Source organism: Microcoleus sp. BR0-C5, from assembly GCF_036705045.1.
Lineage (GTDB): Bacteria > Cyanobacteriota > Cyanobacteriia > Cyanobacteriales > Microcoleaceae > Microcoleus.
On the sequence record NZ_JAUBTR010000085.1, the window covers coordinates 1 to 16,060 of the forward strand.

12 protein-coding genes and 1 pseudogene are annotated in these 16,060 nt (G+C 45.5%); 7 read left to right on the forward strand and 6 right to left on the reverse strand.

From position 1 onward, the window contains the following. Positions 1 to 77: 77 nt before the first annotated feature. Together QUB08_RS27335 and QUB08_RS27340 are read left to right on the forward strand one after the other, a co-directional pair. Positions 78 to 464 (forward strand): annotated as a pseudogene (locus tag QUB08_RS27335) (IS701 family transposase); the annotation flags it as partial. A gap of 235 nt (positions 465 to 699) precedes the next feature. Further along, positions 700 to 4,530: a DNA polymerase III subunit alpha gene (locus tag QUB08_RS27340; RefSeq protein ID WP_333228840.1), complete on the forward strand. Its 3,831-nt coding sequence runs from the start codon at positions 700 to 702 to the stop codon at positions 4,528 to 4,530. A gap of 42 nt (positions 4,531 to 4,572) precedes the next feature. Here QUB08_RS27340 and QUB08_RS27345 read toward each other — a convergent pair whose 3' ends face one another. Then, positions 4,573 to 4,872 (reverse strand): DUF3593 domain-containing protein, encoded by a 300-nt coding sequence (locus QUB08_RS27345; RefSeq protein WP_333205094.1) that lies wholly within the window; start codon positions 4,870 to 4,872, stop codon positions 4,573 to 4,575. 428 nt (positions 4,873 to 5,300) lie between these two features. Further along, positions 5,301 to 5,951, reverse strand: a complete 651-nt coding sequence (locus QUB08_RS27350) for an ATP-binding protein (protein WP_333228841.1) — start codon at positions 5,949 to 5,951, stop codon at positions 5,301 to 5,303. 170 nt (positions 5,952 to 6,121) lie between these two features. Between QUB08_RS27350 and QUB08_RS27355 the strand changes: the two genes are divergently transcribed. Together QUB08_RS27355 and QUB08_RS27360 are read left to right on the forward strand one after the other, a co-directional pair. Then, positions 6,122 to 6,331 (forward strand): hypothetical protein, encoded by a 210-nt coding sequence (locus QUB08_RS27355; protein WP_333228843.1) that lies wholly within the window; start codon positions 6,122 to 6,124, stop codon positions 6,329 to 6,331. Between the two features lie 244 nt (positions 6,332 to 6,575). Next, on the forward strand, positions 6,576 to 7,280 hold the full coding sequence (locus QUB08_RS27360; RefSeq protein WP_333228845.1) for a pentapeptide repeat-containing protein: 705 nt from the start codon (positions 6,576 to 6,578) through the stop codon (positions 7,278 to 7,280). 102 nt (positions 7,281 to 7,382) lie between these two features. Here the strand turns inward: QUB08_RS27360 and QUB08_RS27365 are convergent, their stop codons facing one another. Together QUB08_RS27365 and gatA are read right to left on the reverse strand one after the other, a co-directional pair. Then, on the reverse strand, positions 7,383 to 8,573 hold the full coding sequence (locus QUB08_RS27365; RefSeq protein ID WP_333228847.1) for an alpha/beta fold hydrolase: 1,191 nt from the start codon (positions 8,571 to 8,573) through the stop codon (positions 7,383 to 7,385). 142 nt (positions 8,574 to 8,715) lie between these two features. Continuing rightward, complete coding sequence (gene gatA / locus QUB08_RS27370; RefSeq protein WP_333228869.1) at positions 8,716 to 10,176, reverse strand: Asp-tRNA(Asn)/Glu-tRNA(Gln) amidotransferase subunit GatA; 1,461 nt, start codon at positions 10,174 to 10,176, stop codon at positions 8,716 to 8,718. A gap of 1,366 nt (positions 10,177 to 11,542) precedes the next feature. Here gatA and QUB08_RS27375 point away from each other — a divergent pair. From QUB08_RS27375 to QUB08_RS27385, 3 genes are all read left to right on the forward strand, one after another. After that, positions 11,543 to 11,998 carry a helix-turn-helix domain-containing protein gene (locus tag QUB08_RS27375; protein WP_333228849.1) on the forward strand — a complete coding sequence of 152 codons (456 nt, stop codon included), beginning with the start codon at positions 11,543 to 11,545 and terminating at the stop codon, positions 11,996 to 11,998. 207 nt (positions 11,999 to 12,205) lie between these two features. Beyond that, the gene (locus tag QUB08_RS27380) at positions 12,206 to 13,507 is read left to right on the forward strand and encodes a serine hydrolase (protein ID WP_333228851.1); all 1,302 of its coding nucleotides are present in this window, start codon (positions 12,206 to 12,208) and stop codon (positions 13,505 to 13,507) included. A 56-nt stretch (positions 13,508 to 13,563) separates the two neighbouring features. Next, complete coding sequence (locus QUB08_RS27385) at positions 13,564 to 14,394, forward strand: alpha/beta hydrolase (protein WP_333228853.1); 831 nt, start codon at positions 13,564 to 13,566, stop codon at positions 14,392 to 14,394. 134 nt (positions 14,395 to 14,528) lie between these two features. Here QUB08_RS27385 and QUB08_RS27390 read toward each other — a convergent pair whose 3' ends face one another. Continuing rightward, positions 14,529 to 14,807 carry a DUF1816 domain-containing protein gene (locus QUB08_RS27390; protein WP_333228855.1) on the reverse strand — a complete coding sequence of 93 codons (279 nt, stop codon included), beginning with the start codon at positions 14,805 to 14,807 and terminating at the stop codon, positions 14,529 to 14,531. Between the two features lie 297 nt (positions 14,808 to 15,104). Then, on the reverse strand, positions 15,105 to 16,060 hold a 956-nt coding region (gene rlmB, locus QUB08_RS27395; protein WP_333228857.1), incomplete at its 5' end, for a 23S rRNA (guanosine(2251)-2'-O)-methyltransferase RlmB.

A 16,060-nucleotide genomic window follows, 5' to 3' on the forward strand; every position in this document is an offset into this window, starting at 1 on the left:
ATGATGACCGGGAGCAAGCGGTTGTGGTCATAGCATTTCTCTTGATTGGCTACCCACGGATTATTGAGGGGATACGTTTGAAGCAAAGTAAAAACGAATTAGGATGGGCAGATTTTCGCTTAACTAATTATCCACAAATAGAAAGATGGTGGATTTTTTTTAGCGCTTATTTGATGGTTAGTCTCCACTCAGAACAACTGCTAAAATTACCACCACAATCTGAATCTAATTTTTCATCCCATCCTGGGTGGGATAAAGGAAAGGGGTGTCAGAATATTCTTAACAACCTCCGTTTAATACTTCAACGATTTGTAATATTTAACTTTATTAAACCTTGGCTATAAGTTTTTACTGTTCCTAAGTTATCCGAGGGCTTTTTTAAACTTCAAATGCTTGTCAATAATTTAAGTCGTTCAATTTTTCAAAACCTCAATATCCCTTATTTCCACTTTTCCTATGTGTAGAGTGAGAAAAAAGGGTTAACTATAGCAATCAAGATTTTAACGTATAAGTTTGAACTTGTAACTCAACAATTGATAATTGTTAACAAATACGGCGGAGGCGAACTGATGCGCTGCGGCCTCGTATCCCCTAGCAAAATTATCTCAAAAGTAACATAAAAGTTTGTTTTTTTATTTTACACTTTGCCACGCGGATAGTGTAGAATCTAAAATCTAAAATCTAAAATCTAAAATCCCTATGTCCTTCGTTGGTTTGCACATTCATAGCGATTATAGCCTGCTAGATGGGGCGTCTCAGCTACAACAGCTCGCAGAACGGGCGGTGGAATTGGGGATGCCCGCGATCGCCCTTACAGACCACGGGGTGATGTACGGGGCGATCGAACTCATCAAAGTTTGCCGAAATAAAAATATTAAGCCGATTATTGGCAATGAAATGTATGTAGTCAACGGCGACATTGAAGTAAAAGTTCGAGGTAGAAGAAAATACCATCAAGTTGTTTTAGCTAAAAATACCCAAGGTTATAAAAATCTCGTCAAACTCACCACAATTTCCCATTTAAAGGGAATGCCAGAAAGAGGTATTTTTGCCCGACCTTGCATCAACAAGGAACTGCTCAAACAATACTCCGAAGGTTTAATTGTTACCAGTGCTTGTTTGGGCGGGGAAGTTCCCCAAATGATTCTGCAAAACAAGCTAGATGCTGCCCGTGAAGTAGCCACATGGTATAAAGAAGTATTTGGGGAAGATTACTATATAGAAATTCAAGACCACGGTTCCCCGGAAGACCGGATTGTTAATGTTGAAATCGTCAAAATTGCCCGCGAACTCAACATTAAAATAATTGCCACCAATGATTCTCACTATATTTCCTGCAACGACGTAGAAGCACACGATGCTTTGCTGTGCATTAACACCAACAAACTGATTGAAGAAGACAAGCGGATGCGCTACAGCGGTACTGAATACCTTAAGTCCGCAGAGGAGATGGCGCAACTGTTTCGAGACCATTTGGATGATGAAACAATCAAAGAGGCGATCGAAAATACCCTAGAGGTCGCAAATAAAGTATCGAGATACGAGCTCACAGGAGAAGCTCGGATTCCCACAATTCCAATTCCTCCTGAACATACAGCCGATACTTATGTAGAAGAAATATCCTGGCTGGGACTGTTAGAACGGCTCAAAGCCAGAACCAGAAATGAAATCCCCCCAGTCTACAAACAAAGACTAGAATACGAACTGAAAATGCTTCAGCAGATGGGATTTTCGGAATACTTTTTAGTAGTTTGGGACTACATAAAATATGCTAGAGACAACGAGATCCCAGTAGGGCCAGGACGCGGTTCTGCCGCAGGTTCTCTAGTTGCCTACGTCCTCAAAATCACCAATATAGACCCGGTACACCACGGATTACTATTCGAGCGATTTCTCAATCCGGAACGGAAATCTATGCCAGATATTGATAGCGATTTCTGCATAGAAAGGCGGGACGACATGATTAAATACGTTACGGAAAAATATGGTAGCGAGCGCGTAGCGCAAATTATTACTTTCAACAGAATGACATCAAAAGCTGTCTTGAAAGATGTTGCTAGGGTGTTAGGTATTCCCTACAAAAAAGCAGATGAAATGGCAAAATTAATTCCCGTGTCCAGGGGAAAACCGGAAAAACTTAAAGTGATGATTTCCGATGACACACCTGCACTGGAATTTAAAGAGAACTATGAAAATACAATTTGCATAAATGCAGAAACTGGTACTGAAGTCCCCGTTCGTCAGTGGATTGACATGGCAATTCGTATTGAGGGAACCAACAAAACCTATGGTGTTCACGCGGCAGGTGTGGTAATTTCTTCAGAGCCCTTGGATGAACTTGTACCGCTGCAAAAGAATAATGAGGGGGCTGTGATTACCCAATATTTCATGGAAGATTTGGAATTTTTGGGGCTGCTAAAAATGGACTTTTTGGGATTGAAAAATTTAACAACGCTCCAAAAAACTGTTGATTATATTAAGCAAACCCAAAATCTAATTGTCGATCCAGAAATGCTACCTTCTGATATTGAGCGCAGAGCTCAAGAGACTTTTGGCAGAATCAAAAAGTTACCCGATGATGTAGATAAAACCTATAGACTTTTAGAAAGAGGAGATTTAGAAGGTATTTTTCAGTTAGAATCATCTGGAATGCTGGATGTCGTGAAAAAACTTAAACCTTCTTGTCTGGATGATATTTCTTCTATTTTGGCACTTTACCGACCCGGGCCGCTGGATGCAGGGTTGATTCCTCAGTTTATTGACTGCAAGCACGGTAAAGCTGTTGAGTACGATCATCCGCTATTGGAACCGATTTTAAAAGAGACTTACGGAACCCTTTGTTTTCAAGAGCAAATTATGCGGATGGCTCAAGATTTGGCGGGCTATTCTTTGGGTCAAGCGGACTTGCTGCGGCGCGCAATGGGCAAGAAGAAAGCTGATGAAATGCAGAAGCAAAAGGAAACGTTTATCGATGGGGCAACTAAGAATGGAGTTAGCCAAAGAATTGCTGAAAAGTTGTTCGCGCAGATGCTACAATTCGCGGAATATTGTTTTAATAAATCCCATTCAATGGCCTATGCCTATATCACGTATCAAACGGCTTATTTAAAGGCGAATTATCCTGTAGAATACATGGCGGCACTGCTGACTGCTAACAGGGGCGATCAGGATAAAGTACAGAAATATATTGCCAATTGTCTCAAGCTGGGTATTGAGGTTGAGCCGCCAGATGTTAATAGCTCGGAACTTACTTTTACACCGCTGCCCAAACAAATGACTGGCTCTGCAAAAGATAAAATTTTGTTTGGAATTTCTGCTGTTAAAAATGTGGGAGAAGCGGCCATTGAAAATATTTTGGCTGCGCGGCAGGAAGGGGGTAAGTTTAAATCGTTGGCTGATTTGTGCGATCGCGTAAATCTCCATTCTGTCAACCGCCGCGCTTTAGAAGCATTAATTCAATGCGGTGCTTTTGATAAAATTGAACACAACCGCAATCAATTAGTACACGACCTCGAAGGGGTGATTAAATGGGCGCAAGAGCGCAAAAGAGACCGAGAAAGCGGCCAAGGTAATCTTTTTGACTTGTTAGGTGCGAATAGCTTTGGGAAGTCGGTCAATACCTATGAGTCCGCGCCAAAATCTAAATTAATAAAAGATTATGAAAAACAGGAGAAATTGCGTTTAGAAAAAGAACTGCTTGGCTTTTATGTGTCAGAACATCCCCTAAAGTTTCTCATGCAAGTAAACGAAGACCCCGATGTTGTGACTCTCGAACAGTTAGCAGATAAAAAGGGGAAAGTATCAGTTATTGTCATGCTCAGCGCTATCAAACTGGTAGTGACAAAAAAAGGCGATTCGATGGCAATTTTGCAATTAGAAGATTTGACAGCTCAAATAAAAGCTGTGGTGTTCCCCAAGGCTTACGAACAAGTGAAACCTTACATTGTAGAGAATGCGATATTACTGATTAGTGGAAAACTTGAGAAAGATGGGGAGGAAATTCAGATAATTGTAGACACTGCAAAGCCCGTTGAAACAGTACAGGTTGAAGAGGAAATCGAGAGGGCGGAACCGGAAATAAATAACCATTGGCAGGCGGAACAAGTCAACGTTGTACGATCGACAAAACCTGTGGAAGTTTTAGAAATGGTGATTGTCAAGCTTACACTGCAGCAAGTACAAGACGGGGAAAAACTCAATGACCTCAAAGCCCTTTTGGAAGAACTTTCCTATGGGGGAGAAGATGCTAGCGTTTCTGTGGGGGGAATTGTTGTCGGTGAATATTCCTGTCAACCCTTTCGCATTAACCGTCAATTGTGGGTGCAAGATGGCGAGGGAACTGTTAGCCGTCTCAAGTCGGCTAAATTTGATGCTTGGGTTTTTCCTCTAGACAATCGCGGAGATGCTGCGGTGTTTCGAGAAATGCGCTCGCAACTTAATGTACATTCTTGGGCCAGTCGTTTACTTGACACTAGCACCGATCGCCTTCACCAGTATGTCAATTATATCGCCCAACTAAACAGACGCTAGTCAAATCAAAGTTTCGGATTAATCCCGACTACCCTCTCAAGTTTATTCTTGTGAGGATGCTTTGGCTTTAATCACAGCTTCTCTAAAGCCTAAAACTAATAAAATATTGGCAAGTGTTAAGAATAGTTCCGCAGAACCGTGAAGCCAATCGACATTTGCTAGTGACTCGTTGTAGGTAACTTTTGCGTAAATTGCGGCGGGAATCGTCACCGCTACAAAAACGAGAGTGCCGTAAAATCCCATCAGAGCTAAACGGGGTGTTTTTCCCGATCGAGTCAAAAACCAGAGAAATCCCAAGTAGGGAAATAGAGACAGAACAAATAAAGTTTCTTTGGAAATCATTAGTAATTGGTGAGCGACCAGATACTATGATACAGCAATTCTCAATCATTTGTGTAATTCTTGTAGGGGCAAAACCCACGCCCGGTTGCCCCCATGAGGCAGGGGTAGGCAAAGAAAGGCACTACCCCTACATCTTTGTACGACTCCTGCAAGGATTGCCATAAATTAAAAGCTCAAAAATTAGTGTGAATAATTTTTAACTTTTAATGTTTAGTTTTTAATATTTAATTCGACAGATACACCCGTTTCTATCGAACTGTTATAGAATCACCCAAGACAATAGCTCTTAACCCAAGCCGCAGCAGGTCGGCAGTATTCAAAACCCCTCACCCACGCGGAGACAAAACCCGTAACTTTTCCCCTAACACCGTTTTTAGAATAACACATTTTTCACCGTGCCAGTCTGTTAATTGTCCCTCACCCCAAAGCTACCCAGCAATTAGAAATAGAGACGGTTCTAAACTTTTCTGTCTGCTAGGCATCAAGCAAGCATCGTTCAAAACCTCTAAATCCAAGCCGTTATTTCTATCTGCTGCCAGAATTTCCTTTAGCTTAGCATCAAAATCAAAACACGGGCCGCAATCCCAAACTTTGAGTTCCAACCGTCCGTTAAACACCCTAATTTCCAGTTGAACAGGAGTTTCTACTGGCAGATTTTTGTGAGCGTGGCGAACTGCATTTCTGAAACCTTCAGCCAACGCCAACTGAAACTTACACCAAACCTCATTGGGGAGCGATAAATCTTTCAACTGCTCAAACCACAACAAAACTTGAGTTAAAGCATTGACATCTGTGTTGACTTGCAGGCTAATATGTTGAATACAAGTTTCATGCAGCTCTTCTTCCTGCTCTGTTTCAGTCTGCCAATCCCATGTGTTTAATAAATTCATTAACCCATCTAAAACGCTAGCTTTTTTTATATTTTGCGATCGAGTGCGATCTTCTACTTCGTAACTTTTACTCAGCCACAAACAATTTCGATTGTCGAGAGTCCGGGTGTAACTGATCTCGTCTGCAATCTGCCACATGATTTTGATCCCCCGGCCACCTTCTGCAAGTTGATCTATGCTGTTCGACATCTATTTTCCTCGTCTGAAAGTATTAGCTGTACCCAATTTTCCTACCCGCCGAGACATTTGGTATTTTTTTTATACTGGCTTGCTCGGTATTATTTCGGGGATCACACAAAAATGCTATCTTTTTTAGAGAAGGCAGCGCATCAGCAATATGTCTTAAGAGTCTAAGCCAATTGGCTTATTTACCGATCGCCTGTAGGGAGAACGATCGCCCTCGGCAGCAAAATCCCACTGCATCGATTACCAATACTTATCCGTTGTCGGAGTCGGTCACTTGCCTCCGCCGTCGCCAGCTCCAGAATCCCTGGTATTTAGCGCCTCCGGTCGATCGCCGTTCGCTGCAAGGGAGCCTTGATGTGCGGGATTTCATCCCCAAGGCGTAAGTAATATCCGTAAGCGCGATCGAACCTTACACCGTCGAGCCGCGTCCATCCACTAGACTAGGACTTACGCAAACCACCCAGTTTCTGCTTAGAATCTTGGGTTGGACAGCGATGAATTAACGAGGAAACCGGGTTTTTGGTCTCCCGCGCGTAAGTCCAGCAGACAAATCGGTGATGAAAGGCAGTTACAGGACTTACCAAGACTATGACCAAAATCAAACTGAAAATTCTGACTGCAGCGATAATGCTACTCCCATTTTGCGCCGCACTTCCCTTACCAGCTCAAAATCTGTCTCTAGTAAAGCGGCTGCTAGAAACCAGAGGATGTCCCGGATGCGACTTATTTGGCGCTTCCTTGAGCCGTGCAGATTTGTTTGGCGCTTCCTTGAGCCGCGCCACTCTCAACAGGGCCGACTTAGTTGATGCCGACTTGACTGCGGCTGACTTAATGGAAGCTAATTTAAACAACGCCAACATGAGAAACGCCTTGTTGGCCGACGCCGACCTCAGCAAAGCCGACATGAGCAGGGCCGACATCAGGGGAGCCAACTTAGAAAATGCCAACCTCAGCGAGAGTTTTCTGCGAGACGCATCGCTCCAGTTGGCTAATTTAAAATGCAGTAATTTGAGCGCCGCTAAACTAAGTAGAACCGACCTGAGAAATGCCGATTTAAGCGGTGCAAATCTCAGGGGTGCCGACCTCCAAGAAGCCGATTTAAGCGGTGCAAATCTCAGCGGTGCCGACCTTAGATCTGCCGACTTGAGGGATGCGAGATTGAACAAAACTAATCTTACAGATGCCAATCTCTGTGGCGCCAGGATGCCGAACAGAAAAACCTCTCGGCGCGGCTGCGAAGTTAAGAAAGAACAAGCTATAAGCACGAACAATTACTGCAATTACTGCTATGCCTTAAATGACTGGTGGCTTAATGTATTAAGGTTCTACTAAGTAGTATCATCGCGATAACTGCTCTGTTTAATATGTACTGTTAGAAGTGCGAGTAGGCGGTACAGATATTAAACTAAACCTGTTACCGCCAATAGCTTTTATCTACTTTGAAGAACCTAAAAATTGGCTCAGTATTTGCAGATATTCTGCGCCCCCGATCTGTGCCACATTAGTGTGACCTCCATCAGGAACTATGTACAACTGTTTGGGTTCAGGTGCTGCATCAAACAGTTTTTTGGTCATTTCCACTGGAACTACATTGTCAGCAGCCCCGTGAATAAACAGCACGGGCATTTGCAGGCGATCGACTTTTGAAAGAGAATCAAACCGCTGTGTCAGCAAAAAATCGATCGGAAACATCCAAAACAGCCCTTTTTGGAAATTCACCATCGCCCGCGTGGAAGTAAAAGAGCCTTCTACGATTACCCCTGCCGCCTCCGGGTGACGCACGGCTAGATCGATCGCGATCGCCCCTCCCAAAGAATGACCGTAGAGATAAATTTGATTCGGGTTAATCCCCCGCTGTTTCACCAAATAATCCCAAGCAAGCTGAGCATCCTCATAAACCTGAGATTCACTCGGAAAATCGCCCTGGCTTTTTCCATAACCACGATAATCCATCACAAATACCGACAAACCTAACCCATGAAATCGATAAGCGTGTTCGACATTTGATCCCACATTTGAAGCATTGCCGTGCAGGTACAAAACTACCCCCCCTAACCCCAGGGCGGTTTCATTCTTGGTAGGGGCCGTGCCCCCGTGCCTGCCCTTTTGGCCTGAAACCCCCATTCGATGGTTGGTGGCGGGGGTAGGCACGGGGGCACTACCCCTACAAAAACCTCGTTTTTGGTGAGAATCAAACAGCCCTGCCCCTAACCCCCCCTTGTTAAGGGGGAGAACCGGAGCGACTGCCGGTCTCTCACTTTGCGGGGACGTTCCGACTCCTCTAGCTCCCCCCCTTGGCAAGGGGGGGCTGGGGGGGGTATCCGAGTCTCCGGTGTTAACAGAGGGAACAGCCTCCCCCTTTCTTGCTCCCCCCCTTAGCAAGGGGGGGCTGGGGGGGGTTTCCGAGGCAGGAATCCACCACCCGTGTACGCTTTCCACCGCGCCTGTTTTAGTTGAAATTGGCAACCAAACATCTTGATATTTCAACTGAAAAGCATCTGGCGTAGTTTCGATCGCGCGCGCGGGAAAAAAGATAAACTTACCTTGCGCTACAAAGAGGAATACACAAGCAGCAGAATAAGCAACGGCCAAAACTATCCCAAAAGCTATTAGCGATTTAGACAAAAGGAATACTAGCAGATTGTTCATAGATAGAGCACGCGGGAAATTAGAGATCGCTCAAAAGCTAATGGCAAATTATTAATTCAGACAATTAGCCAAGATCGATTACTAACTTCCGCCACCGTATTCCGCCGATTTTCAAAAATTAATGCAATTCGGGGTGGTGTAAGTGCCAATTCGTAGACTGTTCGTAAGCGTGAGCCACCTGAAACAGCCGAGATTCTTGCAAAACATTACCAATCAGTTGTATACCCACGGGCAGTCCTTTATCATCAAATCCGCAGGGCAAACTCAAAGCTGGCAAACCAGCAAGATTCACCGGAATAGTCATCAAATCTGACAAATACATACTCAGGGGGTCATTGAATTTTTCGCCTGCCTTAAATGCGGTAGTAGGAGCAGTGGGACAGACTAAAACATCAACTTGAGAAAAAGCTTTTTCAAAGTCTTCTTTAATCAAAGTCCGAACTTTTTGAGCTTTTAGATAATAGGCATCGTAATATCCAGCCGACAATACGTAAGTGCCGATCGCAATCCGGCGTTTAACTTCCGCACCGAACCCTTGAGAGCGGGTTTTGGCATACATATCCAAAAGATTATCGGGGTCTGGAGACCGGAAACCGTACTTGACTCCATCATATCGCGCCAAATTTGCCGAAGCTTCCGAGGGAGCAATGATGTAGTAAGTGGGCAAACCGTAGCGGAACCGGGGACAAGAAATGACTTGAATTTCTGCGCCCAATTGTTGAAATTGCTCGATCGCCTTAGTAACAGCGTCTTTAACCCCCGATTCCAACCCTACACCAAAAGTTTCTTTAATTACACCAATTCTAATCTGACCCTTGGGTCGCAAACTGGGTCTTAAAGCTTGAGCGTAGTCAGGAATTGGGACATTAAGACTCGTGGAATCTCTCGGATCATAACCCGCGATCGCCCCCAACAAAATCGCCGTATCCTCAACAGTCCGACCAAAGGGCCCGATTTGATCGAGAGAAGAAGCATAGGCCACCAAACCGTAGCGAGAAACCAACCCATAAGTCGGTTTCAGCCCCACCAGCCCGCAAAAAGCAGCAGGTTGGCGGATCGAGCCCCCAGTATCCGAACCCAAACTCACGACGCATTCTCCGGCGGCTACCGCTGCGGCAGAACCGCCAGAAGACCCTCCGGGCACGCGCTCCAAGTCCCAAGGATTCGCGGTAACTTGATAGGCAGAAGTTTCCGTCGAGCTCCCCATTGCAAACTCGTCCATATTCGCCTTACCCACAATCACCGCACCGGCTGCTTGGAGTTTGGAGACGACGGTGGCATCGTAGGGAGGAACAAAATTCTCCAAAATTCGAGAGGCGCAGGTTGTGGGAACGCCCTCGGTGCACATATTATCTTTAACGGCGATCGGGATACCGGCCAACAGGCCAATTTGCTCTCCGGCTGCGATTTGGGCATCCACTTTATGGGCCTGCGCCAATGCGCTGTCTGCCGTCACGCACAGAAAGCTTTTCAACTTCGGCTCTAGCTGGGTAATTCGGTCTAATGCTTCTTGAGTAATTTCCACAGCAGAGCGTTCTTTATTGACCAGTTGTCGGTGCAACTCGCGGATGGATGCCATGCTCGTACCTTTATCATTTCTACTTTGAGACAATACAGTTAATATAACTGGCAATTGTACCTGCTTACAGCCCGAAGGCAAAGTCGGCTATTTTTGTGGCGAAAGTTCGAGCCTCGAAGAGGGCTCCGCTAACGGGCGATCGGTCATTTTATATACAATAGATTAAATTCCCCAAATCCCACCGAACACAAAATAGCGATCGAGTTTTTTACCTAATCTTTTAACAAACCAAGAATGCAACTGTATCAGGACTGATGCAAAAAGTGGTTTGACGCGAGATTTATATGAGTAAGGGGTAAGGTGTGCAATGCGGCCCCTACATAATTAGGTTCTGCCTCCAAGAATGTGTAGGCAAGATCACAATCATTAGCAAATCAGTTATTCCCAATTCTGTCATCTAAATTCTCAAATATTAGAACCTAGCTTCTCTTCGAAGCAACCCTGGGTTTATGGGATAAAAACATGGCATAAAAAATCAAATACTCCTAAATTATGACTGCTTTATTTTGGGAAATATTCAGATTATCCTAAATTTTTTTGAAAAATAATTACCTATTTTGTTATGTAAATTTAGTTTTAAAAGCATAGTTAGAACCATATAAAGCTGATTTTTGACTAGATTAATCGCGTTAAATATAAACTAAAAATAGAAAATTAGGAGAAATAAAATATAAGATTATGGCTGCACCTTACCTAATAATTAGGAGCAGATTATGAAGAGGAGTTTTTTAGTCAAAAATGACTGAAAGTTATCATATTATGTCCGATCGATTACCCTAATACGGTAGGGGCGGGCTCACAGAAAATATCTGCAAATAATTGACAATCTCAAAAACCCGCCCTTTTAATCACTCGATCGGACATGAGATCAGTCATCCGATTGAATTAATGGCGGCGCGATCGAAGAAAATAGCGACCTTTTCCGATCTACGCCCATTGTGCCAGAGGTCAATCGATTGCGCGATTTTAGATTTTAGATTTTAGATTAAAGAATTGAAGCGTTGACTTGCGCGAGATAAATACGTTCGGCAAGTTTCATCGGATACAGGTTTTTTATTTCTGGGTCCTGAGTCTGCTTTCGGAATGAATCACGTGGCGGGTATCCTGGATGCTTGATTGTCAAAAAGGCTGTCAGAAATCTGGGGTTCACAAAAAAGCTCGAAACGCTCACTGCCACGCCGAGGTCTTTTGTTGCGCGCACCTGCAAAAAAACAGCAGCCCTTCCTCAAATGCGACTAGCTGCGTGCATCTGGGGTAAAAAAAGCTACTTATTTGCCCGAACGATCCCCAGGAAAATAATTTCATCCGGAATTATCCCCAAAACCCAAGATATATGGTAAGAAGTTCCCGATGCCCCGTTGGAGGAATGCCACCTAAAGCTCACTTAGAATCCCACCTGACGGCAGAGGAACTCAAAATTCGCTACCGGCAGGCACAAAACACCACAGAGTCGCGCCGCTGGCACTTGCTGTTGTTAGTTTCCCGAAATTGGACTATCAAACAAGCAGCGCAAGTCGTAGGCCTCAACTACGACTACGCCAAAGAAATTGTCCAGCGCTATAACCGAGAAGGGCCTAACTCTGTGAGAAATCGCAGCGGAGACCGCCAGCCCCCTCCTGCAAAATCCTTGCTGAATCCTGAACAGCAAGAAGAACTGCGACAAGCGCTGCAAGGCCCTGCCCCCGACGGCGGAGACTGGACAGGCCCCAAAGTCGCTCGCTGGATTGCCGAAAAGATTGGTAGCGATCATGTCTGGCCCCAACGTGGCTGGGATTACCTCAAGCGTTTGGGTGCTGACTGGCGACGGCGACGCACAAAGTAGATAGTTCGCAATATTTAGAGGGGGTTGATTGCTTTCGTGCGATCGCTCCCTTTATTTTAGTTATCTTGCCACATTGGCGCGATCAAAACCATTTTAGATTTTAGATTTTAGGTTTTAGATTTGTTCTCCTATCTAAAATCTAAAACCGTTTGACTGATGTAACAATAGCTGCTTATATAGAATTTGGTTGTGTTGAGGATGTTAAATATGCCAGAACTCAGGCGTTTTTTGTCGATCGCCAACAAGATGGCGGCAGTAGTAGCCGGCATTGGACTGGTTCAGATGTTAACCATCGCAAGTTCATTCTCTCAATCATCTAACCCGCGTTCCCTAGACGAACTCTACAAAATTCGCGATCAGCTAATCACCGAATTAGAACAACCCTCCTCTCCCTCCCCAGAACCAAGCATCCTTTCCGGCTTAGTTCCCTTCGCAGCCAATCCTCAAGAACAACTCCTACAGCAGTTGCAAGCGGTAGAAGCTCAAATATTAGTAGAACAGAGGGCTAAGGACAACTTACAGCAAGCAGTGCGTTTAGCCAACAGAGCCGTAGAAACTAAACAGCAGCCAAATAAGTCGATCGAATCTTCGCAGCAAACTCAATTTTTCTGGCATCAAGCCCTCAACAACTTGCAGGAAGTTCCTCAAAATTCATTTTTAGCTTCCGTCACTGCCTCAAAAACTCAAGAATACCGGGAAAATTTAACAGCAGCAACCTTTCAAGTGCAGCAAGCAAAATCTGATTTGTTGGGTGTGCTTGCCCGGGAAAGCGGTTTGTCGGCTCAAGCTTCGATCGGTATTTGCAACCTTTCTAGAGAGTGTGTGCACCTGCGGGGCGATGTACCTCCTGTCAGTCCAGCCAGCTTAATTAAATTGCCGATTGCTGTCGCCCTGATGCAAAAAGTCGAAAAAGAAAAAATTAGTCTGAACCAGGAAGTATTAGTCACTCGCGGTAATTTCACCGAAGACGCATCGGCAAAGATTAGGTCCAATCGCAATTACCCGCTACAGCTACTGTTAGAAGAAATGATCTATCGCAGCAGCAATATCGCCACCAATCAACTAATCGATTATTTAGGTTCGGATTACATCAATCAATATTTAGATAATAGCGGCTACGAAGTCACCCGCGTCAACTTCAAATTAATGGGGGAAAGAATTATGCCCTCCAACCCCGGTTCCGGTCGCAACCGCGTGACTGCTAACGAACTCACCGAAATGATGGTGCAAATTTACAACGGCGAAACACCCGGTGCTAAACTGTTAATAGAAACTCTCAACCGCCAGTACGATCACGCTCTGGGATTTGCCGCCTTGGAAGGAACTAAAGCTCAGTGGTTGGGGGAAAAAACTGGTCAAAATTCCTGGGTACTCGGCACAACTTTAGCGATGAGCATTGACGACGAGGCCTATGTGATTACTGTGATTGACAGCCGCAGCGGCGAGCTACAAATGCGCCAGTCTATTTCTAAAATTGCCGATTACATGGTTAGAAACCCCAGCTTTTAACCGCTGGAATATACAATTTATAGCGGGGGACAACGCACCGCCCAAACAGTTAAAAAATGCCGCATCAACAACTCAGTGTTTCCGTCAAAGGCAAAGGATTTCCGATTCTCTGCTTGCACGGCCATCCAGGTTCCGGCGATTGTATGTCCGTCTTCACAGAACACCTATCAAAACGCTTCCAGACGATCGCCCCAGACTTGCGCGGATACGGCAACAGCCGCACCTCAACTTTCTTTGAAATGACCGATCATCTGGTCGATTTAGAAGCACTATTAGACAGATTAGGAGTCGATAGGTGTTTGGTGATCGGATGGTCTTTGGGAGGGATTTTAGCCCTGGAATTAGCCATGAAATATCCCCAGCGAGTCACAGGTTTGATTCTCCTTGCATCCGCAGCCAAACCGCGAGGAAGTCATCCTCCCATCTCTTGGCAAGATAACCTTTACACCGGTTTAGCCGGAATTATCAATTGGGTGATACCGGGTTGGCAGTGGAATATTGATACTTTTGCGAGGCGATCGCTCTTTCGCTACTTGATACAGCAGCATAACGCCACCCCTTACCGCTACTTAGCACAGGCAGGTACCCCCGCCTACCTCAAGACTTCCAACACGGCCACCCAGGCGTTAAATACCGCTCTGAGGGCTGGATACGATCGACTGCTGCACCTGGCCGACATTCAATGTCCCAGCTTGGTGTTGGCCGGAGAGGGCGATCGGCACATCACCTCAGCATCCAGTTTAGAAACCGCCCGCCACCTCCATGATTGTCAGTGGCAGTGTTATCCCAATACAGCCCACTTGTTCCCTTGGGAAATTCCCGATCGGGTAATCGCAGACATTGATCGCTGGATTGAGAGTCACCCCGAAGCAGTGGGCAATTACTAGTCTTAAGTTTGGAGTTGGTCACAAGCAATTAATCACCCAACACTCAACAGTTTTGAAGTTATAACTCACAACTCAAAACCGCACAGCGTTGCTAGGGAAGCGTAGGCCTCTCAAAACTCAAAACTCCCCTGCTTCTACTGACCGCTCAAAACCGGCCACAGCCCTCCATCACCAAGCTTTCCCAAATCTTCTGCAACCGTCAAAGTAATTGGTTTGCAGCGGTGAATCGAAACACTAACACCTTCTGCCCCCTCATTTTCTATATCTTCTACATATCCTGCTTTTGCAGATTCCGCCTCTTTCTCGGTTAAGAACGGGCCAAAATAGTAAATGCACCGCGGCGCTGAAGTTTTAACTTCAACCCACCAAGCCAATCCGAAAAAGTTGAGCAAGCTAATTAAGAATTCTTTCATCTGCTTTTCTAATGTATTTGACGGTGTTTTCTGGGTGCTGCGAACACGCCTAGGCTTTTGTTATTTACACGTGGCTGACTGCTGCCAAGAACCGATCCAAACCTATTTAAATATATCTAAATAGATTTGTGTCGAATTCCTGTTTGAACCTAGGGGCTAGGCTTCTTCTATCTACTTTCGCCTGAACAAGTAACGACAGTCGATCGGCTATCCTTACTTGTTCCGGGTGTCGTGCCACTCCATTCTGGGCGGCATTGACAATAAACTACTCTGTTGTGCTCTTTTTTTCAACCACCTTTACGAGCCGTGTACGTGAAACTTTTTGGGCCCACGCTGGCGGTAAATTTCGTATAAAGCCATCCCCGTTGCTACGGAGACATTCAGGCTAGGAGTATGACCCCTTAAAGGAATTGAAACTAATCCGTCACATCCGCGCTGTATCAAAAGGCTCAAACCGTCAGCTTCACCACCAACCACTAAAACAGTGGGCCCGGAGAACTTGACTGTCTCTACCGATTGACCGACGCCTGCTGCAGTGCCATAAATCCAGAATCCAGCCTCTTTGAGTTCTTCCAGCGCCCGGTTAAGATTGACAACCCTCGCCACGGGCAGGCTTTCCAGTGCCCCTGCTGCCACTTTTCTCACTGCTGAGGTAATCCCAACAGCCCGTCGCTGCGGAATCACCATGCCCTGAGATCCCAATGCTTCTGCGGTGCGAATAATCGCCCCTAGATTGTGGGGGTCGTTGAGTCCTTCTGCTACCACAATTACTGGATCTTCGCAAGCCGACTTAGCCTTTGCGATCAGTTCGCTCAAATCCAGGTATTCGTAGGCTGATACTTGAGCGGCTACGCCTTGGTGGTTTGCTTTGCGCGTGATGTAGTCGAGGCGCAAATCGTCAACTTCGTCAATGATGCTGCCGTTGGCTTTGGCTTCGGTTAGCAAGCTGTGAAAGCGGGGATCGTAGCGCAGGTGGGGGACAACCCAGATCCGGTTGAGGACTTGGTTTGTTTCTAAAGCCGCTTGCACTGCATGGCGGCCGTAAATCATGTCGTCTGTGTCTGCGTCTGGTTGCACGACTGTATTTGAGGCAGTGTCAACAGGGCGAGTGTCTCTGTCCTTGTCTCTGTCTCTGAAATGGTTGCCCCGGAACTCCTGCGGGCTATTGTCTTTGTCTCTGTCTTTGTAGTAATTGCCCCTCGATTCCTGCGGACTGCTGTCTCTGTTTCTGTCTCGGAAATTGTTGCGGGCCG